Origin of the sequence: Achromobacter sp. JUb104, assembly GCF_024806975.1 — a bacterium.
Lineage (GTDB): Bacteria > Pseudomonadota > Gammaproteobacteria > Burkholderiales > Burkholderiaceae_B > Achromobacter > Achromobacter spanius.
The window spans coordinates 1,225,694-1,250,931 of sequence record NZ_JANUEY010000002.1 but is presented as its reverse complement, the minus strand read 5'-3'; the positions used below and the strand labels follow the sequence as shown (position 1 = coordinate 1,250,931).

The following is a 25,238-nucleotide window of genomic DNA, read 5'->3' as shown; positions in this document are numbered from 1 at the left end:
TCGAAAGGACTGCGATTATGGCTTATTCGTCACCGCCGCGCGGCGCGGCCGGCTTGTCGGCGTCGGATCGCGTGTCGTCAAAGCGGGGGTCCGGCGCCACATAGGTGCCGTCCGCCTGGTCGCTCGACAGGTGTTCCTTTTCGCGCTCGGCGTCCAGGTAGTCTTGCAGCGCGTACAGCAGGTCTTGCGTGCCTTCGCCCGTCAGGCCGGAAATGGCGAACACAGGGCCCTTCCAGTCATACAGTTCCAGGAAGCGGCGCTTGGTGTCTTCGGGGTCGGGCACCATGTCCAGCTTGTTCAGGACCAGCCAGCGCGGCTTGTCGGCCAGTTCCTGGTCGTAGCGGCGCAGTTCTTCAACGATGGCGCGCGCGTCGATCACGGCTTGCTCGACCGGATCCGCGTCGGGATCGGGCGTGGATACATCCACCAGGTGCAGCAGCACGCGGGTACGCGCCAGGTGGCGCAGGAACAGGTGGCCCAGGCCGGCGCCTTCGGACGCGCCTTCGATCAGGCCGGGAATATCGGCCACGACGAAGCTGCGCGACGGCGACGTACGCACGACGCCCAGGTTGGGGTGCAGGGTGGTGAACGGGTAGTCGGCGATCTTCGGCTTGGCATTCGAGATGCGCGTGATCAGCGTCGACTTGCCGGCGTTGGGCAGGCCCAGCAGGCCCACGTCCGCCAGCACCTTCAGTTCCATGCGCAGGTAGCGGTGTTCGCCTTCCTTGCCGGGCGTCCACTGGCGCGGCGCGCGGTTCAAGCTGGACTTGAAGTGGATGTTGCCCATGCCGCCCTGGCCGCCGGCGGCCAGCACGACTTTCTGCTCGTGCGTGTCCATGTCGAACAGGACTTCGCCGGTTTCGGCGTCATGGATGACCGTGCCCACGGGCACGCGCAAGGTGATGTCCGGGGCGGCTGCGCCGTACTGGTCCGAGCCACGGCCGTTTTCGCCGCCCTTGGCGCGGTGCAGGCGCGCGTAGCGGAAGTCGATCAGCGTGTTGATGTTGCGATCGGCAACGGCATAGATGGTGCCGCCGCGGCCGCCGTCGCCGCCGTCCGGGCCCCCTTTGGGGATGAACTTTTCGCGGCGAAAGCTCGCCACGCCATTGCCGCCTTTGCCGGCGACCACTTCAATGGTGGCTTCGTCTACGAATTTCATGGTGTTTGCGCGTGTAGTGGGTAATAAGGACAGCCGCCCGCCACGGGGCGCTGCCAGGTGGCATTGGAAACTTTACTCGCCAATTGCCTGAGAACAAAAAAGCTTAAAACAAAAAAGCCCTGCCGCATGCGACAGGGCTTTTGCCGTTCGAGAACGCGGCGAACCGCGTTACTGACGTGCTTGTCCGATTACTCGGCAGCGACGATCGAAACGGTTTGCTTGTTCAACGCGCCCTTGAAGCCGAATTGAACCTTGCCGTCGATCAGCGCGTACAGGGTGTGGTCCTTGCCCATGCCGACGTTCACGCCAGCGTGGAAGCGAGTACCGCGCTGACGCACGATGATCGAACCAGCGGGAATCAGTTCACCGCCGAAAGTCTTGACGCCCAGACGCTTTGATTCTGAGTCGCGTCCGTTTCGCGTAGAGCCGCCGCCCTTTTTCTGTGCCATGTTTAGCTCCTGCTAAGTGGTACCGAGTCGCGTCTTAAGCCGTGATGGCTTCGATGCGGATTTCGGTGTAGTTCTGACGGTGGCCCTGACGCTTCTGATAGTGCTTGCGACGGCGCATCTTGAAGATCTTGACCTTGTCGTGGCGGCCTTGCGCAAGAACCGTTGCCTTGACCACAGCGCCGGAGACGAGGGGCGTGCCAACTTTGAGTTGGTCGCCTTCGCCCACGGACAGCACTTGGTCCAGGGTGATTTCTTGCCCAATGTCTGCCGGTATCTGTTCTATCTTGAGTTTTTCGCCAGCGGCAACGCGATACTGCTTGCCACCGGTTTTTACGACCGCGTACATGGGGTGTTCCTTAAATAGGTAAATGGGTTCATTCGCGAGGCCCCGCCCTGCTGGGTGGGATTGCCGCTTTGGAAAGGCTGAATTCCTGTCTGGGCGCCAGAATCTGGCAAGAAGGAAGGGAGCCTAAGTATTTAGCCGAATGCATTTAGCCATTTAGCTTAAATGCGCTGACCAAACACCCAAAGGGTTTACGCGAACAACCGACGTAATTCGGGCATTGCTGACCGAATCCGCAATATTAGCGTGGGGCTTTTCAAAAGTCAAAAAGCCGTTGTGGGCTAAGGGCTTAGGTGTGGCGCGCGCGCTTCAGACCGGGGGAAGTACGCGCAGCGCGACGTGGCGGGCCACCTGGCGGATGCCTTCCATGACGTCGCGCCGGTGGGCGTCGTCCAGCCGGTCGGTCGGGATAGACGTGCTGACCGCCACCCGCTTGCCCAGCGGCGTCACGCCCACATAGGCGGCGTAGCAGACGAGGCCCGTGGCCACCTCTTCCTGATCCTGGCCCAAGCCCGTCTGGCGTACCCGGTCCAGTTCTTCGTACAGCGCCTGGCGGGTGGCCAAGGTGCGCTCGGTCACGCGGGGCAGCGTATCGGGCACGCATGCGGCCAAGGCGTCCGGGTCAAGGTTGGCCAGCAGCGCCTTGCCCAAGGCGCAGGCGTGGGCCGGCAGCCGCATGCCCAGTTCCGAGACCAGCCGCACCGGGCGCCGGGCGTCTTCGCGCGCGATGTAGACCACGTCGAACCCGTCCAGCGCCGCCAGTTGCACGACCTCGTTGCAGCGGGTCACGAAGGCGCTGGCCGCCTCGTGGAAGGCCGCTTGCAAGCCATCGTGGCGCAGGTAGGCGAAGCCCAGCGACATCAATTCAATGCCAATGATGTAGCCGCCGTCCTTGCGTTCGATCCAGCGGCGGTGCTCCAGGCAGTCCAGCAGCAGGTACAGCGTGCTCTTGGCAAGCTGACACGACTGCGCCAATTCGGCCGCCTTGACCGGCGTGCGGCGGCTGGCCAGCACGCGCAGGATGTCGTGGGTGCGCCGGATGGCGGGCACATCGTATTCCTTGGTCACCGAGTTTGTTTCCAATGTGCTTGTTTCCAATATATTGGACGATTATTCACTATGTTGGACATCATAACGGCCTTCTTCTAGACTCGTGACTCCTTATTCGAATGCCGCCGACAAGGCATAAAGCGTGGAGACTCATGAACCAAGAAAACTCACTGCCCGCCGACTTGGCGGGTGCGCTGCTGGTGGGCCGGGTGTGGCGCCCGGCGCCCATTGATGGCCCCAGCGTGGTGGTGGTGCGCAACGGCGAGGTCATCGACATCACGGCCGTGGCCCCCACCGTTTCAGACTTGCTTGACCGCCCTGACCGCGTGGCGCTGGCGAAAAGCGCCAAGGGGGAATCGCTGGGCGACGTGCGCGCCTTGATGGACGCCACCTTGCAAAACCAGGGTGGGGTACGCCTCTTGGCCCCTTGCGACCTGCAACCCATCAAGGCGGCCGGCGTCACCTTCGCCATCAGCCTGTTGGAGCGGATGATCGAAGAAGAGGCGGGCGGCGACGCCAGCCGCGCCGACGAGATCCGCGTGCGCATGCAGGCCTTGATCGGCTCGGATCTGTCGCGCTTGCGGCCGGGGTCGGACCAGGCGGCCAAGCTGAAAGCGGAATTGGTCGAACGCGGCCAGTGGTCGCAATACCTGGAAGTGGGCATCGGGCCCGACGCCGAGATCTTCTCCAAGACGCCGCCGATGGCTTCCGTGGGATTCGGCGCGCAGATCGGCGTGCTGCCCGAATCGCAATGGAACAACCCGGAACCCGAGATCGTGCTGGCCGTGGACAGCCGCGGCGAGATCGTGGGCGCCACGCTGGGCAACGACGTCAACCTGCGCGACATCGAAGGCCGCAGCGCCTTGCTGTTGACCAAGGCCAAGGACAACAACGGCTCTTGCGCCATCGGCCCCTTCATACGCCTGTTCGACGGCGACTTCGATCTGGACAGCGTGCGCCAGGCCGACGTCTCGCTGCGCATCGACGGCACCGACGGCTTCCAATTGGATGGCGTGAGCCACATGCGCGAAATCAGCCGCGACCCGCAAGACCTGGTGCGCCAGGCGTTCGGCGCGCATCACCAGTATCCCGACGGTTTCATGCTGTTTCTGGGCACGATGTTCTCGCCCAGCCAGGACCGCAAGGGTCCGGGCACGGGCTTCACGCACAAACTGGGTGACCGCGTGCAGATCGCCTCCGAGCGCATCGGGGCGTTGGTCAACGAGGTGCGCTTGTCCACCGAGATCACGCCGTGGACGTTCGGCGTGCGTGCCTTGTACGCCAACCTGGCCAAGCGCGGCCTGGTCAGCTAGGGCGGCGGCCTGCGCCGTTTGCGCTGACAAGAGGGGCGGCAGCGGGCCGCCCCGCCTGTCACACCCCGTATAATCGCTGGTCGAATCCCCCGCCATCCCTGGTGGGCCCAGCGGTAAGAGCCCCCTTGCGGCTCGTTTCACTTGTCGGATACGTCTTGAATCTCCCCGCGCTTATTGCCCCCATTGCTGACGATATGAAGGCTGTCGATGCAGTCATTCGCGATCGGCTGAATTCGGACGTCGTTCTGATCCGCACGATTGGCGACTACATCATTGGCGCGGGCGGCAAGCGCATGCGCCCGGCCATGGTGCTGATGGTGGCGCGCGCCCTGGGCTACGAAGGCACGCATCATCAACTGCTGGCCGCCGTGGTGGAATTCATTCACACCGCGACGCTGCTGCACGACGACGTGGTGGACGAGTCCGACCTGCGCCGTGGCCGCGAAACCGCCAACGCCGTATTCGGCAACGCCGCCAGCGTGTTGGTGGGCGACTACCTGTATTCCCGTTCGTTCGAAATGATGGTCGAGGCCGACTCGATGCGCATCATGAGCATCCTGTCCGAGGCCACGACCGTGATCGCCGAAGGCGAGGTGCTGCAGCTTCTGAACGTGCACGACCCCGATGTCTCGCAGGAACGCTACCTGCAAGTGGTGCGCTACAAAACCGCCAAGCTGTTCGAAGCCGCCGCGCAGGTTGGCGCCGTGCTGGCAGGCGCCACGCCCGAACAAGAAGCCGCCGCCGCTGCCTACGGCCGCCACGTCGGCACCGCGTTCCAACTGGTTGACGACGTGCTGGACTACAGCGGCGATGCGGCGGCCTTGGGCAAGAACGTGGGCGACGACTTGCGCGAAGGCAAGCCGACGCTGCCGCTGATCCGCGTAATGGAAGTGGGTACGCCGGAACAGCAACAGTTGATCCGCGACGCCATCAAAACCGGCGACGCGGATTTCGCCGCGGTGGCCGCCGCGATTCAAGCGACTGACGCGCTGGAACACGCCCGCCTGGCCGCCGTGGCCGAGGCAGATCGGGCTCGCGACGCGCTGTCGATCTACCCCGTTTCGCCTTTTCTGGATTCTCTGCTAGAATTCTGCGCTTTCGCGGTGAATAGAGATCGCTGAGCAGCGAGCTTGATGTTCCGGATTGAAGAAAGGCAGGGATGCAAACCGACAGGGAAGCAAACCTGATTTTCAAAAAAACGGAATATAGGTTCTAATAGCGGACGCTGTTTAATTCGCAGCGGAAAAAGTAGTAGAAACTTGGTAGCACTGAGCGCCGCTAAGTTGGTAGTACGAGTTTGGTAAGTTGTCCAACTCACACACTCGGGGCGTAGCTCAGCCTGGTAGAGTACTGCGTTCGGGACGCAGGAGTCGGAGGTTCGAATCCTCTCGCCCCGACCACTGATTTGTGGTCGAATTTTTGAAAGTGTTTCCCGACACTTTTAGCTGAAAGCCGGTATCGCGAAAGCGGGCCGGCTTTTTTGCGTCTGGAGGCTTCCTGCGCAAGCAGGAAGATCGTCGTATGGCCGGGTGCCTACTTGCGTGGGCCGTCGTCCGCGAACGCGCGTGTTTGACGGTCCAGGCTTTCCTTCCATTGCTCGCCTGGCTGAAATGCGAGCACTGCTGCGTCGCGCCCGGACGCGGCCAGGAAGGCAGGATCTTTCAGCGTCTCCTGGAGCGCGCGCTCGAGCTTATCGCGGATGGCGTCCGGCAGCGTTGCCGGGCCGCCCATGCCGCGCTCGGATGAATATCGAAGCGGAACGCCGGCTTCTGCCGCGGTGGGTATGGTGTCGTTGTGTCGTTTGTCACTCGTGATGGCGATTGCCGCGAAGGGGCCTGCCGGGTCGTTCAGTTCGGGCACTTCGCTGACCGTGATCAGGCCGTAGTCGATGTGATTTCCCAAGACGCCCAGCCGAATGTCACCACCGCCCTTGAAAGGAACGCTGTTGCCCTGGACTGCCTGGCTGCGCTCCAGGTCCATCAGCGCCAGGTGGCCAGTGGTGCCGTCGCCGCTGTGTCCGAAAGACAGCGACTCGGGCGACCGCTTCAGGTCGTCAACAAGTTGACGCAGATTGTCCGGCGCGTCCGAGCCGCGCCGCTTGACGAATAGCAAGGGGTCGTCGACCAGCCGGGCGATGAGACGGATATCGTCGGGCCGATACTTCGCGCCCTTGCGTAGCGGCAAATACACGAAACCCGGTGCGTTGATCATGCCCAGCGTATAGCCGTCGGGCTTTGCGGCCGCGACATAGCGGACGGCAATTTCCCCGCCAGCGCCCGGCTTGTTGATGACGATGATCCGCGCCTTGTCGCCCAGCCGTTTTTCCATGTGCTGTGCGACCAGGCGCGCCATCACGTCCGTGCCACCGCCGGGTGCAAAGCCCACCACGAGCTCGATAGGCCGATCGTCCGGCCATGCGGCATGTGCCGTGGTCGTTGCCAGACCCAAGACTCCCGCGACGAGATACTGCAGTACCGTTGCCTTCATGCTTGTCTCCCTAGTCGGCTGTTGTGCGCCGCTGTGTATTAGTTGACCTTGATGCCTGCCGACTGAATAAGCGTGCGGTAGCGGTCCAGTTCCTGCGCCCAGAACGCCGTGAATGTGGCCGGCGTGCTTTGTCGCAGTTCGGCGCCCATTGCGATGAGCCGTTGCGAATAGGCGGGATCGGACATGACGGCATTGAGCGCCGTGCTTAGTTTGTCCACCACGGGCGCGGGCGTGCCGGCGGGAGCCGCCAAGCCGAACCAGGTCGTCAATTGCATGCCGTGCATGCCTAGCTCTTCGAACGTCGGCACATCGGGCAGGGCTTTGAGTCGGGTGTCGGCTGCTACGGCCAGCGCGCGAACCCGGTTGCTCTGGATGTGTCCGATGGCGCCGTTGTCGAACATGAAATCGAGGCGGCCGCCCATGAGGTCCGTCAGGGCGGGGTTATTCCCTTTGTAGGGAATGTGGCTCACCTCGATCTTGTTGATTGAACGGAAAAGCTCACCGGACAGATGCCCGGAATTGCCCGTGCCGCCCGAGCCGTAGGAAAGCTTGCCCGGCTGCTTGCGCGCCGCCTGCACGACGTCGGCGGGACGCTTGAATGGCGAGTCCGCGGACACGATGAGGATGCTGGGCACCAGCGCCACTTCGCCGATAGGCGTGAAGTCCTTGATCGGGTCGAAATGCACCTTGGTGTAGAGATTCGGCGCCGAGACATTCGCCGAACTGGTGGCGAGTAGCAAGGTGTAGCCGTCCGGCGCCGCGCGGGCGAACTGCGTGGTTGCTATCGTGCCGGAGGCTCCCGCCACGTTTTCCACGACGACCGTCGCGTTCAGGCGCTTGCCCAGCGCCTCTCCCAACGAGCGCCCGATGGTGTCCGCCGATCCGCCCGCCGGCCATGGCACGACAAGGCGTATCGGCTTGTCCGGATAAGGCGCGGCGGCCAAAGCGGCCGCGCTGAACGCAGATGCCAGGGCGCAGCACGCCCAACGCTTGATGGGAAAGCGCATGTTGTCTCCTTGAGGAACCCTCCCTCTTGCTCGTAGGCGTATTGGGGAGGTGTAGGGATGAGTCGCGATCAATCCGTGCGATTCCTGGGGTGCCGACCAGATCGCGCCGTCGTGATGCCCCAGATTAATCCGTTATGAAAACGGAAAATAAATAGAATTTCGTGATGGAACTGATCACGGCTGGCGATGGCGCCGCGCAAGGACGATTATTTTGCGAGCCAGCGTGCCGACGGCCAGCGATCATGCTGCACGGCGGCGCGGGCGCATTGGATGAGTTCGTTCATGACGCAATGCACGGAATTCGGCACGGCGCGGGTGGCGGGCTGGGCCAGCACGATGCGCCGCACCAGAACGGGATCGATGACAGGAGCGGCCGCCAGGATGCCTCGATCCACATCATCCGCCACCGCAATCGAGGGAAGGATGGTGTAGCCGTGGCCGTCCAGCACCAGGCGTTTCTGAACGCTCATTGCGTTGGTTTCCGCCACGATATGCAGTTCGGTTTCCTGCGTGCGCGCCGCCTGTTCCACGAGCGAACGCAGGCCGTGCGGTGCGCTGGGAAGCACCAGCGGACGGCCGATGATGTCTGCCATGCGCACGGGGTGGCGCTTGTCGAGCCCGCTGCCGGGAGGGCCGACGAACCACAGGTTTTCCTCCAGCAAGGGGCGCAGCTTCAAGGCGGGATTTGGCTTTGAGTCGTAGAGCAGCGCGATGTCCACGTCGCCGGTCTCCAGCCAGGATTGCAAGTGCCCGGCATAACCCGCGGTCAGCCTCAGGCGGATGCCGGGGTAGTGAGCATCCACCGCGCTGAGCAACGCGCTGGACAGCATGTCGGCGGCGCTGGGCAGCAGGCCCACGGTGACGATGCCTCCTACGGTTCCACTGGACGGTCGAATCTCGGCCCGCGCCCGGTCCAGCTCATTGAGGGCACGGCGCGCGTAATCCTCCAGCGTCTTACCGGCATCCGTCAGCTCCATTCCGAGGCGGCCTCGGGTGAAGAGCGGGGTTCCGATATCGTCTTCAAGCAGCTTCAACTGGCGCGATACCGCCGGTTGCACGATGTTCAACAGACGAGCGGCGCTGGTCACGCTGCCAGTTTCGGCCACGGTCACGAATGCCTTCAGTTGCTTCAGGTCCATCGAGGCCTCCCGGGTATGCGGATGAGTGATGAAATCCATCACTAAATTCTATTTAGTTGAGGATTCTATAGCGATATAAGATGGATCGAAGTACTCAGCCACTGGGAATATCACCATGACTTCGACCACCACCGAGGCGCCCGCTTGGCAGCAAGCCGTGTTTGACGCCTTGAAATCCGGCGGCATCCGCCAGATTGCCTATGTGCCGGACGCCGGCCATGCCTACGCCATCAGACAGGCCCAGCTGGACCCCGACATCAACGACGTTGTCCTGACCACGGAAGAAGAGGGCGTTGCCGTGGTCAGCGGAGCGTGGCTGGGCGGCCAGCGCGCCGCGCTGCTCATGCAAAGCAGCGGCGTGGGCAACTGCGTAAACATGTTTTCGTTGCTGCGCAGCGCCAACTTTCCCTTTCTGACGTTGGTGACCATGCGGGGCGAGTATGCGGAGTTCAACCCCTGGCAAGGCCCCATGGGCAAGACCACCCAGCAGGCGCTGGAACTGATGGGCATCACGGTGCTCAGGGCCTCGGACCCTGATGACGTTGAAGAGATCGTCAGCGCCGCCGTCGATTCTGCATTCCTGGCCGGCGAACAGGTTGCCGTACTGCTGTCGCAGACCTTGATTGGACGTAAGAAGTGGGAGCGGAACTGATGTCGAACAGTTTGAATTCACCGGGCGCTGTCGAGCGCCGCGCCTTCGTGTCGCAACTGATTGCCGCCACGCCTGACGCCTTGGTCATCTCGGGCCTGGGATCGCCTTCGTATGACGTCTTTGCCGCAGGCGACCGGGACCACAACTTCTACCTTTGGGGAGCCATGGGTGGCGCCGCGGGCATGGGGCTGGGCCTGGCGTTGGCGCAGCCCGAACGGTCGGTCCTTGTGATCACGGGTGATGGCGAACAACTGATGGGTGTGGGCACGCTGGGCACCATCGGCGCCAAGCAACCCAGGAACCTGACGATCGTGGTGCTGGACAACGGCCATTTTGGCGAGACCGGCATGCAGCGCAGCCACACCAGCCTGGGCACGAACCTGGTGGCGGTGGCGCAGGGATTCGGTATCAAGGATGCGTTCTGCATCGGCGAAACCCGCCAGGCCAGCGAAGTCGCGGAGCGAGTCAGGGCTCGGCGCGGTGTGTCGTTCGTGCAGGCATTGATTCTGCCCGACGAGCCGCCACGCGCTCTGCCGCCGCGCGATGGCGTGCATGTAAAAAACCGGTTCCGGGCTGCCCTGGGATTGCCAACATTCTGAGGCCAGCGAAGCGCATGCCTGCGTCCGGCTACGCGGTCGCCGGACGCAAGCATGCGCGCATCTGATGGGAATATCCGGCCGCCGGAAATGCTCAAACGCGGCGGACAACACCGAGCCGTGTAAAATCCACCCCCGCAGCATCTGCAATGGATGCGCATCGCTACGACAGCGATACCAGTGGACTCGGCTTGGCCGGGTGGCTCGGCCGGGCGCCTATCCCTCGGACAACTCCAAGCGAATTTCGGCTCGCTCCGAGACCAAAACAAACCCTCCTCGGTGTGAGGCATCGCTTGCTAACGTCAGGTTAGCCAATCAATGTCTTTTCTTTCTTCTTTTCGTCGCGAATGGATGTCCAATCCTCGCAACGACATTCTTGCGGGCATCGTCGTTGCCCTTGCGCTTATTCCCGAAGCCATCGGCTTTTCCATCATCGCGGGCGTCGACCCGCGACTGGGCCTTTACGCCTCGTTCTCCATTGCCGTGATCATCTCGTTGGTGGGTGGTCGGCCGGGCATGATCTCGGCGGCGACGGCTGCCGTCGCGGTGCTGGTGGGACCCCTGGTCAAGCAGCATGGCGTCGAATATCTGTTCGCCGCCACCATCCTGATGGGCGTCTTCCAGGTCATCGCCGGATTCCTGCGGCTTGATCTGCTGATGCAATACGTGTCGCGGTCGGTCGTCACCGGGTTCGTGAATGCGCTGGCGATCCTGATCTTCATTGCCCAGTTGCCGCAGTTGATCAACGTCACGTGGGTCACCTACGTGATGGTGGCGGGCGGGTTGGCGATCATCTATCTGTTTCCGCGCCTGACCCGGGCCGTGCCGTCGCCCTTGATCGCGATCATCGTGCTGACGGTCATTTCTATTTACTGGGGCCTGCCCGTCAACACGGTGGGCGACATGGGCAAGCTGCCGTCGTCCCTGCCGTCGTTTTTGATTCCGAACGTGCCCTTCACCCTTGAAACCTTGCAGATCATTTTTCCGTATTCGCTGACCATGGCGGCGGTGGGTTTGTTGGAATCGATGATGACCGCGCAGATCGTGGACGACATGACCGACACGCCCAGCAACAAGCGGCGTGAATGCAAGGGCCAGGGCATCGCGAATTTCGTGACGGGTTTTTTTGGCGGGATGGGCGGTTGCGCCATGATCGGCCAGTCCGTCATCAACGTGAAGTCGGGCGGTTCGACGCGGCTCTCCACGTTCGTGGCGGGTTCCTTCCTGCTGTTCCTGATCGTGGTGCTGGGTCCCTTGGTGGCCAGGATTCCGATGCCGGCATTGGTCGCGGTCATGATCATGGTGTCCATCGGCACGTTCAGTTGGGGTTCGATCCGCAACCTGCGTACACATCCTTGGCAGTCTTCCGTGGTCATGCTGGCGACCGTGGTGGTGGTGGTCTGGACGCATGATCTGGCCCGGGGCGTGCTGGCGGGCGTGCTGTTGAGCGGTGTGTTCTTCGCGGGCAAGGTCAAGCGGCTTTTCGCGGTGACTTCAGCGTTGTCGGAAGACGGACGCACCCGTACCTATTACTACGCGGGGCAGGTGTTTTTTGCGTCCACCGAACGCTTTGCCGAAGCCATCGATTTCAAAGAGCTCGTCGACCGCGTGGTGCTGGACGTTTCCGCCGCGCACTTCTGGGACATCTCTGCCGTAGGCGCGCTGGACAAGGTGGTGATCAAGCTGCGGCGTGAAGGCAAGGCCGTGGATGTGGTTGGCCTGAACGCCGCCAGCGCCACCCTGATTGGCCGATTCGCGATTCACGAAAAAGCCGGCGCCGACGCCAAGTCGTTGGGGCACTAACGAGACAACATGTCGAAAATACTTGGGTGCCTGGATGCCTCGCCCTACGCCGCGTCGGTTTGTGACTTGTCGGTCTGGGCGGCGCCGCGCCCAGCGACTTTGCCTTGTAGGATGGGTGGAGCGCGGCATGGTGTAGGCAAGAACACTAACGCCGAACGCGCGGAACCCATCAAGCAGCGCTGAACGAGGCTAAGGCTTACCGCAGGAAAACAGCCGCTAGATGATGGACCAGGTCTATCCAATCTGCTGGCTGTTTTTGCTTTTGGCGGTCTACGTTTCGTCAGGCGCCGGTTGATGGGTTTCGCGCGATACGCACCGGTATTCTTTTTCCGGATCTGGCGCGCTCCACCCATCCTACATTGTCGTTGCCGACGGCTCCGCGGCCTTGCTGGTCACGGACGCCTATGGCCATTCCCCGCTCGTGCAAACCTGCGGTACACGATTCAGCTTCCTGCCCCAAAGCTGCATCCTCGCCGATAGTCCTCGGCCCGAGCCAAGGTCCGATAGAAGTCCGCGCCCAGGTTGATGAAATCTTCCATCTCCTGCCGGGTGAGCTTGTGCTGCACCGTGTCCAGGCAGGCGGCGTAGGCGGCCAGGACTTCGGGCCAGTCTTCGAAGCGCCGCGTGCCTGATGTTCTGGTGATCATCTGGGCGACCAATTCTTGCGTATCCATAAGAATCTCCTGCTGTCTCCCTTCGTCTGCGTCCCCTGGCGCGTTCCCTCTCGCGTTCCGATTGCCTGCGCCACGCGCCACGCGCCACGCGCCAAGCGCCACGCGCCAAGCGCCACGCGCCAAGCGCCAAGCGCCAAGCGCTAAGCGCAAAGCCGCCTTGCGGCGGCCATGCACTCCTTGCATCGAGGTGGCTACGGGTTGACCCGCAACTGTCCCGGTTTACATCGGCATCAGAACCGTGTCGATGACGTGGATGACACCGTTGTCGGCGGCAATATCCGTCTTGACCACGTTGGCGTCATTCACCTTGACCTTGCCGTCGGCGACGGTCACGGTGACTTCGCTGCCCTCAACGGTCTTGACCTTGCCCGCCTTGACGTCCTTGGCCATGACCTTGCCCGGCACGACGTGATACGTCAGCACCTTGGTCAGCGCGGCCTTGTCCTTCAGCAGCGCGTCCAGCTTGTCCTTCGGCACCTTGGCGAATGCCGCGTCAGTCGGCGCAAAAACGGTGTAGGGGCCCGGTCCCTTCAGCGTGTCGGTCAGGCCGGCGGCTTGCACCGCGGTAGTCAGGGTATTGAACCCGCCCGCCGATTTGGCCGTGTCCACGAGGTCGGCGGCATTGGCCCAGCCGCAAGCCAGGGCAATGGTCGTTCCAATCAAAAATCGCTTCATGTTGTGCTCCAGAAAGTGAGGGAATCAGGCGCCCGCGTCCTGGGGTGCCCTCAATATCGCGTCGCAACTTGGAAAACGCGATGCGTGAGGGTAGAGTAGGCGGCATCTTTTCCTTCGTCCATATTTTGAACCTGTAAATTCAATCTTTATCGGTTCATAGGCGGGTCAAAAATGCCAAATACTCCGAATACTGTCCTAGACGAATCCGGTTCAACCGCGGCCTACCGCACGGGGGTCGCCGCCAAGCTGGCCGGCTTGCCCGTGGAAACCCTGCGCGTCTGGGAGCGGCGCTATCAGTTGTCCTCGCCGGCCCGTTCGCCACGCGGCCAGCGGCTGTACTCGGCCGAGCAGGTCCGCCGGCTCAGCCTGTTGAAGCAGCTTGTGGATCAGGGGCACGGCATCGGTACGCTTGCGCTGCTGACGCTTGCGCAGTTGCAAGCCATGCTCGGCGCGCAGCCCAGCTTGGCCGGCCCCCCGTTGCGCGCCGTGGCGGTCGGCGCGACCCTTGCGCCTCGCCTCTTGGCGGGGGGCACGGGCCACGACGGGGGCTCTGGCTACATGGCAGGGCCTGACGTCCATGTGGTCGGCGCGTGCGCGCACCTGGAAGACGCCGGGTCGCTGCCGCGTCATGCCGACGTGCTTATCATTGAAATTTCCGAGCTGGATGCCGATGCGCTCGCGCCCATTCAGCGCGCGCGCGACGCGACCGAAACCGGCGCCGTGGTCGTGCTCTACCGCTTTTGCGCCAACGCCACCATACGCAACCTGCGCGCGCAAGGATGCCTGGTTGCGCGCATTCCGGCGCAGTTGACGGAACTTGCGCCGCTGTGCCGCTCGGCGGTCGCCGGGTCGAACCTTGCCGCGCTTGCCCCGGCTTCGGCCATCACGTTCAACGAAGAAGCCTTGGCCAAGATCATGGCGCTGCGCAACCCCATCGCCTGCGAGTGTCCCAGGCATCTGGCCGAGTTGCTCATGATGGTGGGCAGCTTCGAGCGCTACAGTGCCCAGTGCGCCTCACGCAATGACGCCGACGCGCAATTGCATCTGGCGCTGGAGCAGGCCGCGGGCCAGGCGCGCGGCATTCTGGAAGCCGCCATGGGGCGTCTGCTGCAATCGGAAGGCATATGGCCGTTGGCCGGTTGAGCGCGGGCGCAGCCATGGGCATTCGGCATGGAATGCACGTGCTCAAAACGGGTTCGGGCCGACCGGGGAAAGTCGCCCGGTCGGCCCGTCGCTCAGCCCTTCGCTCAGCTGGTCGCTCAGCTCGTCGCTTAGCTCATTAGCGGCGCCGCCCCGCGCAGGGCGGCGCTGTCAATCACACCCCGATCGGTCCACCATCGGCGCGTTGGATCACCACCGTCGACGCGCGCGGGCGCACCGTGCCGCTGGCCGCAATCGTCGCATCATCCGTGCTGTAGGCCGGCCAGTTGGCCGGGTGCTGGATGTTCAGGAAGATGCTGGTGTAGTCCGGGGTGAACGCGAAGCCCGTGACTTCGGCTTCATTGGGGCCGACGAAGAAGCGGCGCAGGTCGGCCTGGTTGGACGCGTTGATGGCCGGGCCCGTGCCGGTGCTGTCGGCCAGCGCGCCGGGAATGACGGCCAGCATCTGGTCGTTGGTGGCGCGGGCCACGTTGTTGTTGCGGCCGCCGTCGATGCCGTTGTCCGTCTGAATCCACAGGATGCCGCGGGTGTCGAAGCCGATACCGTCGGGGCTGGCCAGTTGGTTCAGCGCGGTCAGGCCCGAACGGTTGGTGTCGGCGTCGGCGCTGGCATCCGAACCGAACACGAAAATATCCCACTCGAACTTGGTCGAGCCGGCTTCATCGTGCCAGCGGATGATGTGGCCGTTGACGTTGTTCAGGCGCGGGTTGGGCGGGTTGGTGCCCGTGCCGGCGTTGCGGCTGCTGTTGTTCGTCAGCGTCAGGTAGATGTCGCCGTTGGTGGGGTGCGTGGCGGTCCACTCCGGGCGGTCCATCGGGGTGGCGCCCACGAAGTCGGCCGCGCCGCGCGTGTTGATGAGAATGGCGTCCAGGCTGCCGAATTCGTCGGCCAGCGTGCGGCCGCCGGCGCCGACGGTGGTGCCCGTCAATGCCAGCCATTCGCCCGTGCCGTCCGCATTGAAGCGGGCCACGTACAGCGTGCCCTTGTCCAGGTACTTGGCACCCACGGCCAGGCGGTCGGTGCGCTCGGCGTCCTTCGGATCCCACACGGCTTCCGACACGAAGCGGTAGATGTATTCAAAGCGCGAATCGTCGCCGCTGTAGAAGGCCAGCGGCTTGCCGGCTTCGGGCTTGCTGTAGGCGGAGCCTTCGTGGGCGAAGCGGCCCATGGCGGTGCGCTTGGTGGCGATGCTGGTCGGGTCGTAGGGGTCGATCTCAACCAGGTAGCCGAAGCCGTTGACCTCGTTGCGCCAATCTTGCGTGGCGTCGATGCCGGTTTCGGTGACGTTGAAGCGCGCGAATTCACCCAGCACCTCGGTGGCGTCGCCCGCAGCGGTTTCCCATTGGTAGCGGCCGGCGGGGCCGCCGGATACGCCAACGCGAAGCTGGTGCGCGGGGCGCGTGCCGGTGTTCACAAAGCAGGCTGCCCAGTTTTCTTCGGCGGTGATGTAGGTGCCCCACGGCGTGTAGCCGTTACCGCAGTTGTTGTTGGTGCCGCGCACTTGCATGCCGTTGGGCGAGAAGGGCGTCTTGACCCAGTCCGTGCCGCCGACGGGGCCGGCCAGCTTCATCGCGGTGGCCGACGTGAAGCGGCGGTTGTAGCGCGAGTTGTTGACGATGTTCCAGCGGCCGTTCTCACGGCGCACGTGGACAATGGCCACGCCGTGCGCGTTGATTTCCTTGCGCACTTCTTCAGCGGGGCGCTTGCCGGCCACCGACGTGGGGCCGGCGGGGTGCAGGGCGCCCTGGTCGATGTATTCGTGGTTGATCGCGAGCAGGCCTTCGGTGGAGCTGCCTTCGATGGGGAAGAAGTGCATGCCGTCGTGATGCATGCCCATGGAGTTGAGCAGGTCGTTGGACGTGTTGTTGCCGTTCTGGTCCCAGGCCTGCGCGTTGTCGTTCAACGGCGTGCCCCACGGCGCGAACACGTGGGCCACATAGCCTTGCGGCACGACGCAAGCGTCCGTCATCGACGTGGGCAGGGAATCGAAGCCGAGCTTCAGCGGGGTCGGGGCAGGCGTTTCGCCGCCGGGGACTTCGGGCGCGGGGTTCGGTTCGCCGCCGACATTGTCGTCATCATCGTCATCGCTGCTGTTACAGCCGGCCAGGCCAAGGCTGGTCATCGTGGCGAAGGCGGCGGCAAGACCGCCGCGCATCACCATGCGGCGCGACAGGTTCTTTTCCAGAATCTCGGAAAAAGGGCTGCTCTGGCTGGGGTTGCGGACGATCTTGTCGGAGATGGATTTGCTCATGTGGCTTCCTGGCGTTGATGGGCTGTGCCTGAATGGACGAGCAATACTAGAAGCCGCAAATGAAAGGTTAATGACACCACGCTGAAAGTGTTGATGGGTGATCGGCGCGCAAAAAAAATGCCGGCGCCGTTTGCACGGGGCCGGCTAAACGCAAGCAAGCGCGATTACTTTGATGTGCTGGCGGCAGATTTCGACGCCACCGATTTCGACGCAACCAAGGGACACCCGCCCTGGTCCAGCGGCCGGAAAGCGTTGTCGCCCGGAATGGTGCGCAGGATCTTGAAGTAGTCCCAGCGCGCCTTGGACTCAGACGGCTTCTTCACTTCCACCAGGTACATGTCGTGAACCAGGCGGCCGTCTTCGCGCAGATAGGCATTGCGCGCGAACATGTCGTCGATCTTCATGCCGCGAATTTGCGTCATCACCGCGTCACCTTCCAGCTTGCCGCTTTCCTTCACGCCCTTCAGGAACGTCAGCACGGCGGAATAGACGCCTGCTTGCGCCATCGTTGGCACGCGGCCCTTCATCCGTTCGGCGTAGCGTTTTGACCAGTCGCGCGTGCGCGCGTCCATATCCCAGTAAAAGCCGCTGGTCAGAACCAGGCCTTGCGCCTGCTCCAGCCCCACGCCGTCCACGTCGGTAATGAACATGAGCAAGCCAGCCAGCTTTTGCCCACCCTGGATCAGGCCGAATTCATTGGCCTGCTTGATCGCCATGGTGGTGTCGCCCGACGAATTGGCCAGCGCCACGATCTCGGCCTTGGAGGCCTGTGCTTGCAAGAGGAACGACGAAAAATCGTTCGATGCGCGCGGATGTTTGACCGAGCCCAAGATCTGGCCGCCCGCTTGTTTGACGGCGTTTTCGGTATCGGCCTGCAAGGCGTGGCCGAAGGCGTAGTCGGCCGTCAGGAAGTACCACTTTTTCATGCCGGACTCGGTCAGCGCGCGCCCGGTGCCGTTGGCCAGCGCATAGGTGTCGTAGGTCCATTGCGCGGTGGAGGCCGAGCAGGCCTTGCCCGTCAGGTCCGAGGTGCCGGCGGTGGACGCCAGGAAGGCGATGTTGGCGGTGCGCGTGATTTCCTGCACCGCCAGCGCCACGGACGAGGTGGGCACGTCGACGATGGCCTTCACGTTTTCCTGATCGATCCAGCGGCGCGCGGTGGCCGAACCCACATCCGCCTTGTTCTGGTGGTCGGCTGCAATGACTTCAATCTTGCGGCCCAGCACGGTCGGCCCGAAGTCTTCCACCGCCATGCGGGCGGCTTCCACCGAGCCTTGCCCGGACAGGTCGGCGTTCATGGCGGATAGATCGGTCAGGACGCCGATGCGGATGGGCTTGTCGGGCTGCGCGTGCGCGGCCGGCATGGCGAATGCGCCGGCAACGAGCAGGGCGCGTAGGTAATGGTTCATGTCTTCCTCCAAGGGGGGGGGCGTCCGCTGTTTACGCGGATCTTTGCGGCATTGGTGATACGGCGGTGGGTTGGGACAGCAGATGGCACAACAGGAACTGATCGGTCTGCGCGTGCGCCAGGTGGCTCGCGTCGAATTGCGCGTCGATGGCGCGTTTGCTCAGGCGCAGCGCCAAGGGTGGGCAGGCGGCGGCGTCGCGCGCCAAGGTCCGCGCGGCGTGCAGCGCTTCGCCGGCGGGAGCCACTACGTCCGCCAGGCCCCAGGCTTGGGCGGTGTCGGCGTCCAGTTGCAGGTCGGTGAAAAGCGCCCGCTTGGCGCGCGCGGGCCCCACCAGGCTGGCCAAGCGGGGCAGGCCGCCCCAGGCCAAGGGTAGGCCCAGCCGCACTTCGGGCAGGCGCAGAAAGGCGCTGTCGGTCAGCACGCGCCAGTCGCATGCCAGCGCCAAGACGGCGCCGCCGCCCACGGCCGCCCCTTCAATGGCGGCGATGGTGGCTTGTGGCAACTCTGCCCACGCGCGGCACAGCGCTTCGCCGCGCGCCAACGCTCGCTGCGTGGTCAAGGGATCGTCGTGGGTCCACAAGGCGGGGTCTTTTAGATCGATACCGGCGCTGAAGACGGCCGCCGTGCCGGTCAGCACCACGGCGCGGATGTGTTCGTCGCGCGCAAGCTCGGCGGCGGCAGCTATCAATGCGTCCATGGCGGCCAGGTTCAATGCATTGGCTTTGCCGCCACGGTCGTAACGCACCACCGCCACGCCATCGTCACGCTCGATTGAAACCATGCTCATGGGATTTTTCCGCTCTTGTTTTGAGGAATTTGGTGGATATACTACCAAGTATGTTGAAAGCCGCAAGGCTTCCTGGACGGTTCTTCATCGCGGGTGCGGGTAAGTCCGTATCCATCAACGCTGGATGGCCGCCGGGAAGTCATGAAAAATAAGGCGAAACCACAAGATGAGGAGACTGTTGATGAATGACGAGGCTGGGGCAGCCGTTCCCGAGCGCGAGGCATGCGTGCTGCGCTATCTGCTGGAAGCGCAAGCGAAAAAGATACCAGACGGTATCTTTGTTCAATTCCATAAGGGTCCGGGTTGGACCTATGCCCAGACGCTGGCGCAGGTACGCCGACGGGCAGCGACGCTGCGACGCGCGGGCGTCAAGCAGGGCGATCGCGTGCTGTGCTGGATGGGCAATGGGCCTGAGCTGCTGGTCAGTTGGTTCGCCATCAACTATCTGGGCGCGGTGTACGTGCCGCTGAACACCGCGCTGCGTGGCCGCCCGCTGGCGCATGTGCTGGAAAACGCCCAGGCCTCGCTGATGCTGGCGCACCGCGCGTTGGTGGGGCGCTTGCAGGAATTGCAGCCGGGGGCGCTGCGTCACGTGCTGCTCACGGGCGAAGGCGATGGTGGCACGTCGTTTAACCCGTCCGAGCCACTGGCCGGCGTGTCGTTCGCGCCGCTGGTGGATGAACCGGGCGACCCCGCGCCGGATCTGCTGGCTACCGATACGCCCATCGAACCCTGGGATACGCAGTCCATCATGTACACGTCCGGCACGACCGGGCTGTCCAAGGGCGTGGTGACGTCCTACGTGCAGATCTACACCATGGGGCCGGACGCTTTCGACTGCATCACGCCGGAAGACCGCTGCATGATCGCGGGCCCCATCTTCCACTGCGGCAGCACCTTGTACGTGTACGCCATGCTGGCTTATGGCGGGTCGATCGCGATGGTGCCGGAGTTTCGCACCGCCGAATTCTGGGACGCCATCCGCGACACCGAAAGCACGGTCGTGCTGCTTCTGGGCGTGATGGCCAACTTTCTGCTCAAGCAACCGCCGTCGCCGCGCGACCGCGAGCACACGCTGCGCAGCGCGTTCATCGTGCCGTTTGGTGAAGACGCGCCGGCGTTTCAGGCGCGCTTTGGCGTGGACCTCTACACGGTCTACAACATGACCGAGATCGCCAGCCCGCTAAGCGCGGGGCCGGGCCTGACCGAGGCCGGGCACTGCGGCAAGCCCAGGCCCTGGTTCGAGCTGCGCGTGGGCGATGCGCAGGACCGCGCACTGCCGGACGGCCAGGTGGGCGAGTTGCTGATCCGTTCGCATCGCCCCTGGGCATTGTTCTCGGGTTACTACCGCAATGCCGAAGCCACCGCCGCGTCGATGCGTAACGGCTGGTTCCACACGGGGGATGCGTTTCGGCGCGATGCGGATGGCACGTTTTCCTTTGTTGACCGATTGAAGGACGTGATTCGGCGGCGCGGCGAGAACATCTCGTCGTTTGAGCTTGAGGGGGAGATTTGCGCTTACCCGGCGGTGCGGGAAGCGGTGGCCGTGGCGGTGCCTAGCGAGCACGGTGAGGATGATGTGTTGGCGGTGGTGACGGCGGTGGAGGGCGCGCAGGTGGAGCCGGCCGAGTTGATTGCGTGGCTGGCCGAGCGGGTGCCGCATTACATGGTGCCGAGGTATGTAAGGGTGGTGGAGGAATTGCCCAAGACGGCCAGTGGCAAGCTGCAAAAGCATGTGCTGCGCAGCGAGGGAGTGGCGCAGGGGACGTGGGATCGGGAACGGGCGGGGGTTAGGTTGCGGAGGGAGAGGTTGGGGTGAGGGGGGGCGCGACGTTCGCCGTCAGGGGCGGGTGCCCAGGCCGGCGATGATGGTGTGGACGACTTTGTTGGCCAGGATTTCGCGGTCGTCGCGGGTTTCGCCCAGACGTGGGCGATACCAGACGGCCAGCCAGTTGATGGCGCCCAGCGCCGCCTTGATGGCGACTGACACGTCATCAATGGCCAGCGAGCCGTCTTCCACGCCTTCGTAGGCCACGCGCTTGAATAGCGCTTCGAAATCGTCGCGGATGGTCATCAGGTCGGCCAGGGTCTGGCGCTGCGCGGGGGTGGTCGCGCCCAGGCGATGCATGTGTACGCCTTGCACCACCACCGTTTCAAACGCCAGGTTTTCCATCATGGACAGCGCATGGTGCTTGAGCATCAGCGCCAGCCGATGGGCGGCGGTGCCCGGTTCCTTCATGACCGGACGCACGGCCTCGAAGTTGCGCCGCATGCCTTCGCGGTGCACGTCGAAGAACAGGTCGGTTTTTGATCGGTAGTAGTGGTAGACGCGGCCCTTGGTGGCGCCCAGCCGGCGCGCCACGTCGTCGATGCTGGATGCGTGGAACCCCTGCTCCATGAAGCACTCGGCCGCCGCGGTCAGCAGTTCAATGTTGCCCATGCCGTCATCGCGTGCAGCCGTCACCGTAGGTTCCCCATTCATTGCGCCTTTCTCCATCCATGCGTCGTGGCAAAGCGCCAGTTTAGCCATTCGCCTGATGCCCCGCCGGGTGGCGGGGCACTTTTGCATCAGGACGCGCGGCCTTGATCGGCGCCCTATGCAAATCGCAAAATCGAAGTTTATACTACTCGGTATGTTTTCGTGCTTAATTGCATGACCAAGCCCGCCCACGCAGCTTTCAATGGCCATCCATGACGACAGACCTTGCCCAACCCCTCACCCCTCCGCAAACCCTGGCTGCCCAGGTATCGCAAGAAATCGGCGTGTCGGACTGGCTCACCGTCACGCAGGCGCAGGTGGACCTGTTTGCCGATGCCACTGGCGACCACCAGTTCATTCATGTGGACCCGGCGCGCGCCACGCGTGAAAGCGCGTTTGGCGGGCCGATCGCTCATGGCTTTCTGTCGTTGTCGCTGCTGACCCGATTCAGCTTGCAGGTGCTGCCGGTATTCGAAGGGGCCATCGGCATCAACTACGGTTTCGACAAAGTCCGCTTTCTGACCCCAGTGCCCGTGGGGGCACGGATTCGCGGCCGCTTTGTCCTTAGCGAATTCACGTCCCGCAACGACCGTGAATTCACCACCCGTTACGCCGTCACCGTCGAGATCGAGGGCGCCGCGCGCCCCGCCTTGGTGGCCGACTGGATCACCATGACCGTGCTTCAAGGATGACCGCCATGACCATACGCTTTGACGAACGCGTCGCCATCGTGACAGGCGCCGGACAAGGGCTGGGCCGCAGCCACGCGCTGCAACTGGCCGCGCGCGGCTGCCGGGTGGTGGTGAATGATTTTGGCGGCGCGGCGCAAGCCGTGGTCGACGAGATCCGCGCGGCGGGCGGGCAGGCCATTGCCGACGGAGGCAACGTTTGCGATACCTCGGCCGTGGACGCCATGGTGGCGCGTGCCATGGACGCCTGGGGCCGCGTGGACATCCTGATCAACAATGCCGGCATCCTGCGCGACAAGACGTTCGCCAAGATGAGCGCCGACGACTTCAACGCCGTCATCGACGTGCATCTGCTGGGCTCGGCCAACTGCGCGCGCGCCGTGTGGCCCATCATGCGCGAGCAACGTTATGGCCGCATCCTGATGACCACGTCCACCTCGGGCATGTATGGAAACTTCGGCCAATCGAACTACGGCGCCGCGAAGGCGGGCGTGGTCGGCCTGATGAACGTGCTGCACCTGGAAGGCCAGAAGCACGGCATCCATGTGAACGCGCTGGTGCCCACCGCCGCCACCCGCATGACCGCCGAGATGTTCGACGCCGACGCGCTGCGCGCGCTGGACCCCGCCTATGTGACGCCCGCGGCCTTGTTCCTGGTGGCCGAGGGCGCGCCCAGCCGCACGGCATTGCTGGCGGGCGCGGGCACCTACGCGAGGCTGGCCATCGTGGAAAGCGCGGGTGTGTATTTTCCGGAAGACGCGCGCACGCCGGAAAGCATCGCCGCGCATTTTGATGAGATCGCCAGCCTGGACACGCTGATCGAACCGCCCGAGGGGCTGGCCCACGTTGCCCGTATCTTGAAGCGCGCACAGGAGGCCGCATGAACGCCAGCGCAGAACAACCGCAACCGAATCAGCATCAGCAACCGCATCAGCAAACGCAGCAACCCCAGCGCGCCGCGCCGCACGCGCGAGGCGACTATCCGCGCCTGCTGCCGATGACGACACGGCTGCGCGACACCGACGTCTACGGCCACATGAACAACGTGGTCTACAACGAATATTTCGACACGGCGGTCAACCAGACGCTGATCGAACTGGGCGTGCTGGACCTGCGCGCCAGCGCCGTGATCGGCTTGGTGGTCCACAGCCAGACCTCGTACTTTCGCCCGGTCACGTTTCCCGACCGCGTGGTGCTGGGCATGCGCGTGGGGCGCCTGGGCCGCAGCAGCGTCACCTACGAGTTCGCGATGTTTCGCGAGGATGACGAGACGGCGGCCGCCCAGGGCAGCTACACCCACGCCTATGTGGACCGTGAATCCAGCAAGCCCGTCGAATTACCGCCGGCCTTGCGCCGCGCGCTGGAACCGTTGTTGCGCGCGGCCTGAGCGCGTCGGCTGGGGGCGCCTAGCTGGCGGCGCCTAGCTGGGGGCGCCTAGCTGGGGGCGCCTGGCCGGCCGCGCCTAGCCGGCCGCACTGACCCAAACGCCGCCCTGGGAGCTGCTGTGATCGACCACACCTTGCCTCGCGTCACGTACTCGAACATCCACACCGATTTTTCGGCGGTGCACGATCTGCTGGACCAGCGCCTGCCCGACTTCGAATCGCGCATGCTGGGCCACGACCATCGTCACCGGTTCGACGGCCACGCGGTGGCTGGCGAAGACCTGCACGCGTGCTATTCGCCGATCGACCATTGGTTGTTGATCGGGCGCTTTCCCTGCGCGGATGCCGATACCGTGGACCGCGCCATCGCTTGCGCCCGGCATGCGCAACCGGCTTGGGCCGCGCAGGGTTGGGCGGCGCGCATCGCGGTGCTGCGGCGTCTGGCGATGGTGCTGTCCGAACGCAAGTACGACTTCGCCATGGCGACGATTGTCGAGATCGGCAAGTCGCGTCTGGAAGCGCTGGGCGAAGCCGAGGAAGCGGTGGACCTGATCCGCTACTACTGCGATCAAGCCGAACGCAGCGATGGCTATCGGCAACCGCTGGCGCGCGCCTTCGATAACGAAAGCACGCACGATGTGCTGCGCCCGTATGGCGTGTTCGCGGTGATTGCGCCCTTCAATTTTCCCTTGGCCTTGTCGGTGAACATGATGTGCGCCGCCTTGCTGGCGGGCAACGCCGTGGTCTATAAGCCGTCACCCCCGCGCCGCGTTGACAGGCGCGCTGCTGCTGGGCGCTTGCGACGCGGCGGGCGTGCCGTCGGGTTGCGTGAACGGCGTGTATGGCGGCGCCAAAACGGGCGCGCTGCTGGCGCATCACACGGGCATCGACGGCTACGCCTTCACCGGCAGCCTGGACGTGGGCATGGAGCTGCTGCAAACGGTAGCGGCGGGCCGCCACGCGCGGCCCGTCATCGCCGAGATGGGCGGCAAGAACCCCACGTACATCACCGCCAGCGCGGACCTGGACGTGGCTGTGCAAGGCGTGCTGCGTTCCGCCTTTGGGCTGCAAGGACAGAAGTGTTCCGCGGGGTCGAAGGTATACGCGCACGCGGCGGTGCACGACGCTTTTCTGGAACGGCTGTGCGCGGCCACCGAGGCGGTCACGGTGGGTGATCCGCGTGAGCGTGGCGTGTTCATGGGGCCGCTGATTGACGAAGCTGCGTGGCGGCGCTATCGCACGGCTTGCGAAGACGTGGACGCCTCGGGCCGGCTGCTGTCGGGCGGGCGTCGCTTGAGCGCGGGAGAGCTGGCTTATGGCCATTACGTGCGCCCGGCCGTGGCGGCAGGTCTGCCCGCCGACCACCGCTTGAACCGCAAGGAACTGTTCCTGCCGTTCGTCTCGGTGCAGCCGTTTAACGACCTGCAAGCGGCCATCGATGACGGCAACGCGGTCGACTACGGTCTCACCGCCGGCTGCTACGCCCAAGAGCAAGACGAGATCGACCTGTTTCTGAACCAGGCGCATGCCGGCGCCTTGTACGTGAACCGCGCCAGCGGCGCGACCACGGGCGCATGGCCGGGCATACAAACCTTCTGCGGCTGGAAGGGGTCGGGCATGACCGGCAAGGGCGGCCTGGGGCCGTACTACGTGACGCAATTCGCACGTGAGCAAAGCCATACGGTCTGGCGCCGATAACACGATCAGAAAAATCAACACGATCAGGCAAA

General features: G+C 63.9%; 24 protein-coding genes, 1 tRNA gene, 1 pseudogene and 1 other annotated feature. Of the genes and pseudogenes, 13 read left to right on the top strand and 13 right to left on the bottom strand.

Features of this window, described 5'->3' with window-relative positions; translation table 11 throughout:
* Positions 1-22: 22 nt before the first annotated feature.
* The 4 genes from obgE to M2361_RS17505 form a co-directional block, all read right to left on the bottom strand.
* Complete coding sequence (obgE, locus tag M2361_RS17520) at positions 23-1,159, bottom strand: GTPase ObgE (protein WP_100853991.1); 1,137 nt, start codon at positions 1,157-1,159, stop codon at positions 23-25.
* A 188-nt stretch (positions 1,160-1,347) separates the two neighbouring features.
* Positions 1,348-1,608 (bottom strand): 50S ribosomal protein L27, encoded by a 261-nt coding sequence (gene rpmA, locus M2361_RS17515; RefSeq protein ID WP_050445798.1) that lies wholly within the window; start codon positions 1,606-1,608, stop codon positions 1,348-1,350.
* Between the two features lie 34 nt (positions 1,609-1,642).
* A complete protein-coding gene (gene rplU, locus M2361_RS17510; protein WP_006216228.1) occupies positions 1,643-1,954 on the bottom strand; it encodes a 50S ribosomal protein L21 in 312 nt (103 codons plus the stop codon).
* 306 nt (positions 1,955-2,260) lie between these two features.
* Positions 2,261-3,019, bottom strand: a complete 759-nt coding sequence (locus M2361_RS17505) for an IclR family transcriptional regulator (protein ID WP_259250903.1) — start codon at positions 3,017-3,019, stop codon at positions 2,261-2,263.
* 134 nt (positions 3,020-3,153) lie between these two features.
* On the opposite strand from M2361_RS17505, the gene M2361_RS17500 reads away from it, so the two are divergent.
* The 3 genes from M2361_RS17500 to M2361_RS17490 all read left to right on the top strand — a co-directional run bounded on the left by M2361_RS17500 (position 3,154) and on the right by M2361_RS17490 (position 5,714).
* The gene (locus M2361_RS17500) at positions 3,154-4,314 is read left to right on the top strand and encodes a fumarylacetoacetate hydrolase family protein (protein WP_259250902.1); all 1,161 of its coding nucleotides are present in this window, start codon (positions 3,154-3,156) and stop codon (positions 4,312-4,314) included.
* Between the two features lie 155 nt (positions 4,315-4,469).
* Positions 4,470-5,435 (top strand): octaprenyl diphosphate synthase, encoded by a 966-nt coding sequence (ispB, locus tag M2361_RS17495; RefSeq protein WP_100853993.1) that lies wholly within the window; start codon positions 4,470-4,472, stop codon positions 5,433-5,435.
* A 202-nt stretch (positions 5,436-5,637) separates the two neighbouring features.
* Positions 5,638-5,714, top strand: a tRNA-Pro gene (locus tag M2361_RS17490).
* 133 nt (positions 5,715-5,847) lie between these two features.
* Here M2361_RS17490 and M2361_RS17485 read toward each other — a convergent pair.
* The 3 genes from M2361_RS17485 to M2361_RS17475 form a co-directional block, all read right to left on the bottom strand.
* On the bottom strand, positions 5,848-6,801 hold the full coding sequence (locus M2361_RS17485; RefSeq protein WP_259250897.1) for a tripartite tricarboxylate transporter substrate binding protein: 954 nt from the start codon (positions 6,799-6,801) through the stop codon (positions 5,848-5,850).
* Positions 6,802-6,839: 38 nt separating this feature from the next.
* Positions 6,840-7,808 (bottom strand): tripartite tricarboxylate transporter substrate binding protein, encoded by a 969-nt coding sequence (locus M2361_RS17480; RefSeq protein ID WP_259250895.1) that lies wholly within the window; start codon positions 7,806-7,808, stop codon positions 6,840-6,842.
* Between the two features lie 206 nt (positions 7,809-8,014).
* Positions 8,015-8,986 carry a LysR substrate-binding domain-containing protein gene (locus M2361_RS17475; RefSeq protein WP_259250894.1) on the bottom strand — a complete coding sequence of 324 codons (972 nt, stop codon included), beginning with the start codon at positions 8,984-8,986 and terminating at the stop codon, positions 8,015-8,017.
* A gap of 76 nt (positions 8,987-9,062) precedes the next feature.
* On the opposite strand from M2361_RS17475, the gene M2361_RS17470 reads away from it, so the two are divergent.
* The 3 genes from M2361_RS17470 (at position 9,063) to M2361_RS17460 (ending at position 11,998) form a co-directional block, all read left to right on the top strand.
* The gene (locus M2361_RS17470) at positions 9,063-9,599 is read left to right on the top strand and encodes a thiamine pyrophosphate-binding protein (RefSeq protein ID WP_259250893.1); all 537 of its coding nucleotides are present in this window, start codon (positions 9,063-9,065) and stop codon (positions 9,597-9,599) included.
* Complete coding sequence (locus M2361_RS17465) at positions 9,599-10,198, top strand: thiamine pyrophosphate-dependent enzyme (protein WP_259250892.1); 600 nt, start codon at positions 9,599-9,601, stop codon at positions 10,196-10,198. Before M2361_RS17470 ends, M2361_RS17465 begins: the two co-directional genes overlap by 1 nt.
* A gap of 176 nt (positions 10,199-10,374) precedes the next feature.
* Positions 10,375-10,428, top strand: a sequence feature (sul1 is cis-regulatory element that is thought to sense ions involved in sulfur or methionine metabolism; They are found in Alphaproteobacteria).
* A gap of 85 nt (positions 10,429-10,513) precedes the next feature.
* Complete coding sequence (locus M2361_RS17460; protein ID WP_259250891.1) at positions 10,514-11,998, top strand: SulP family inorganic anion transporter; 1,485 nt, start codon at positions 10,514-10,516, stop codon at positions 11,996-11,998.
* Positions 11,999-12,441: 443 nt separating this feature from the next.
* On the opposite strand, the gene M2361_RS17455 is transcribed toward M2361_RS17460, so the two are convergent.
* Complete coding sequence (locus tag M2361_RS17455) at positions 12,442-12,672, bottom strand: DNA-3-methyladenine glycosylase (protein ID WP_100854070.1); 231 nt, start codon at positions 12,670-12,672, stop codon at positions 12,442-12,444.
* A gap of 219 nt (positions 12,673-12,891) precedes the next feature.
* Positions 12,892-13,347 carry a fasciclin domain-containing protein gene (locus M2361_RS17450; RefSeq protein ID WP_259250889.1) on the bottom strand — a complete coding sequence of 152 codons (456 nt, stop codon included), beginning with the start codon at positions 13,345-13,347 and terminating at the stop codon, positions 12,892-12,894.
* Positions 13,348-13,518: 171 nt separating this feature from the next.
* Between M2361_RS17450 and M2361_RS17445 the strand changes: the two genes are divergently transcribed.
* Positions 13,519-14,490, top strand: a complete 972-nt coding sequence (locus M2361_RS17445; RefSeq protein WP_259250888.1) for a MerR family transcriptional regulator — start codon at positions 13,519-13,521, stop codon at positions 14,488-14,490.
* Between the two features lie 172 nt (positions 14,491-14,662).
* On the opposite strand, the gene M2361_RS17440 is transcribed toward M2361_RS17445, so the two are convergent.
* From M2361_RS17440 to M2361_RS17430, 3 genes are all read right to left on the bottom strand, one after another.
* The gene (locus M2361_RS17440; RefSeq protein WP_259250887.1) at positions 14,663-16,759 is read right to left on the bottom strand and encodes a PhoX family phosphatase; all 2,097 of its coding nucleotides are present in this window, start codon (positions 16,757-16,759) and stop codon (positions 14,663-14,665) included.
* Between the two features lie 164 nt (positions 16,760-16,923).
* Positions 16,924-18,168: an ABC transporter substrate-binding protein gene (locus tag M2361_RS17435; RefSeq protein WP_259250886.1), complete on the bottom strand. Its 1,245-nt coding sequence runs from the start codon at positions 18,166-18,168 to the stop codon at positions 16,924-16,926.
* Between the two features lie 31 nt (positions 18,169-18,199).
* Positions 18,200-18,955 (bottom strand): enoyl-CoA hydratase/isomerase family protein, encoded by a 756-nt coding sequence (locus M2361_RS17430; protein WP_259250885.1) that lies wholly within the window; start codon positions 18,953-18,955, stop codon positions 18,200-18,202.
* Positions 18,956-19,136: 181 nt separating this feature from the next.
* Here M2361_RS17430 and M2361_RS17425 point away from each other — a divergent pair, with 181 nt between their 5' ends.
* Positions 19,137-20,774, top strand: a complete 1,638-nt coding sequence (locus tag M2361_RS17425) for an AMP-binding protein (protein WP_259250884.1) — start codon at positions 19,137-19,139, stop codon at positions 20,772-20,774.
* Between the two features lie 21 nt (positions 20,775-20,795).
* Here the strand turns inward: M2361_RS17425 and M2361_RS17420 are convergent, their stop codons facing one another.
* Positions 20,796-21,437, bottom strand: coding sequence for a TetR/AcrR family transcriptional regulator (locus M2361_RS17420; protein ID WP_100854077.1), 642 nt, complete (start codon positions 21,435-21,437; stop codon positions 20,796-20,798).
* 209 nt (positions 21,438-21,646) lie between these two features.
* On the opposite strand from M2361_RS17420, the gene M2361_RS17415 reads away from it, so the two are divergent.
* From M2361_RS17415 to M2361_RS17395, 5 genes and pseudogenes are all read left to right on the top strand, one after another.
* The gene (locus M2361_RS17415) at positions 21,647-22,126 is read left to right on the top strand and encodes a MaoC family dehydratase (RefSeq protein ID WP_259250883.1); all 480 of its coding nucleotides are present in this window, start codon (positions 21,647-21,649) and stop codon (positions 22,124-22,126) included.
* Positions 22,127-22,131: 5 nt separating this feature from the next.
* A complete protein-coding gene (locus M2361_RS17410) occupies positions 22,132-23,007 on the top strand; it encodes an SDR family NAD(P)-dependent oxidoreductase (protein WP_259250882.1) in 876 nt (291 codons plus the stop codon).
* A 113-nt stretch (positions 23,008-23,120) separates the two neighbouring features.
* Positions 23,121-23,510, top strand: coding sequence for a thioesterase family protein (locus tag M2361_RS17405; RefSeq protein ID WP_242001401.1), 390 nt, complete (start codon positions 23,121-23,123; stop codon positions 23,508-23,510).
* A gap of 222 nt (positions 23,511-23,732) precedes the next feature.
* Positions 23,733-24,209, top strand: a pseudogene (locus M2361_RS17400) (aldehyde dehydrogenase family protein); the annotation flags it as partial.
* Positions 24,210-24,279: 70 nt separating this feature from the next.
* The gene (locus M2361_RS17395) at positions 24,280-25,206 is read left to right on the top strand and encodes an aldehyde dehydrogenase family protein (protein WP_259250881.1); all 927 of its coding nucleotides are present in this window, start codon (positions 24,280-24,282) and stop codon (positions 25,204-25,206) included.
* Positions 25,207-25,238 lie beyond the last annotated feature (32 nt).

Bases quoted from the DNA above. Each gene is read 5' to 3' on its own strand.
- M2361_RS17445 (WP_259250888.1), top strand. From the start codon at position 13,519: ATGCCAAATACTCCGAATACTGTCCTAGACGAATCCGGTTCAACCGCG.
- M2361_RS17470 (WP_259250893.1), top strand. From the start codon at position 9,063: ATGACTTCGACCACCACCGAGGCGCCCGCTTGGCAGCAAGCCGTGTTT.
- M2361_RS17485 (WP_259250897.1), bottom strand. From the start codon at position 6,801: ATGAAGGCAACGGTACTGCAGTATCTCGTCGCGGGAGTCTTGGGTCTG.
- M2361_RS17410 (WP_259250882.1), top strand. From the start codon at position 22,132: ATGACCATACGCTTTGACGAACGCGTCGCCATCGTGACAGGCGCCGGA.
- M2361_RS17425 (WP_259250884.1), top strand. From the start codon at position 19,137: ATGAATGACGAGGCTGGGGCAGCCGTTCCCGAGCGCGAGGCATGCGTG.
- M2361_RS17405 (WP_242001401.1), top strand. From the start codon at position 23,121: ATGACGACACGGCTGCGCGACACCGACGTCTACGGCCACATGAACAAC.
- rplU (WP_006216228.1), bottom strand. From the start codon at position 1,954: ATGTACGCGGTCGTAAAAACCGGTGGCAAGCAGTATCGCGTTGCCGCT.
- M2361_RS17460 (WP_259250891.1), top strand. From the start codon at position 10,514: ATGTCTTTTCTTTCTTCTTTTCGTCGCGAATGGATGTCCAATCCTCGC.
- M2361_RS17440 (WP_259250887.1), bottom strand. From the start codon at position 16,759: ATGAGCAAATCCATCTCCGACAAGATCGTCCGCAACCCCAGCCAGAGC.
- obgE (WP_100853991.1), bottom strand. From the start codon at position 1,159: ATGAAATTCGTAGACGAAGCCACCATTGAAGTGGTCGCCGGCAAAGGC.
- M2361_RS17455 (WP_100854070.1), bottom strand. From the start codon at position 12,672: ATGGATACGCAAGAATTGGTCGCCCAGATGATCACCAGAACATCAGGC.
- M2361_RS17435 (WP_259250886.1), bottom strand. From the start codon at position 18,168: ATGAACCATTACCTACGCGCCCTGCTCGTTGCCGGCGCATTCGCCATG.
- M2361_RS17430 (WP_259250885.1), bottom strand. From the start codon at position 18,955: ATGAGCATGGTTTCAATCGAGCGTGACGATGGCGTGGCGGTGGTGCGT.
- M2361_RS17420 (WP_100854077.1), bottom strand. From the start codon at position 21,437: ATGAATGGGGAACCTACGGTGACGGCTGCACGCGATGACGGCATGGGC.
- rpmA (WP_050445798.1), bottom strand. From the start codon at position 1,608: ATGGCACAGAAAAAGGGCGGCGGCTCTACGCGAAACGGACGCGACTCA.
- M2361_RS17480 (WP_259250895.1), bottom strand. From the start codon at position 7,808: ATGCGCTTTCCCATCAAGCGTTGGGCGTGCTGCGCCCTGGCATCTGCG.
- M2361_RS17415 (WP_259250883.1), top strand. From the start codon at position 21,647: ATGACGACAGACCTTGCCCAACCCCTCACCCCTCCGCAAACCCTGGCT.
- M2361_RS17450 (WP_259250889.1), bottom strand. From the start codon at position 13,347: ATGAAGCGATTTTTGATTGGAACGACCATTGCCCTGGCTTGCGGCTGG.
- M2361_RS17465 (WP_259250892.1), top strand. From the start codon at position 9,599: ATGTCGAACAGTTTGAATTCACCGGGCGCTGTCGAGCGCCGCGCCTTC.
- M2361_RS17475 (WP_259250894.1), bottom strand. From the start codon at position 8,986: ATGGATTTCATCACTCATCCGCATACCCGGGAGGCCTCGATGGACCTG.
- M2361_RS17500 (WP_259250902.1), top strand. From the start codon at position 3,154: ATGAACCAAGAAAACTCACTGCCCGCCGACTTGGCGGGTGCGCTGCTG.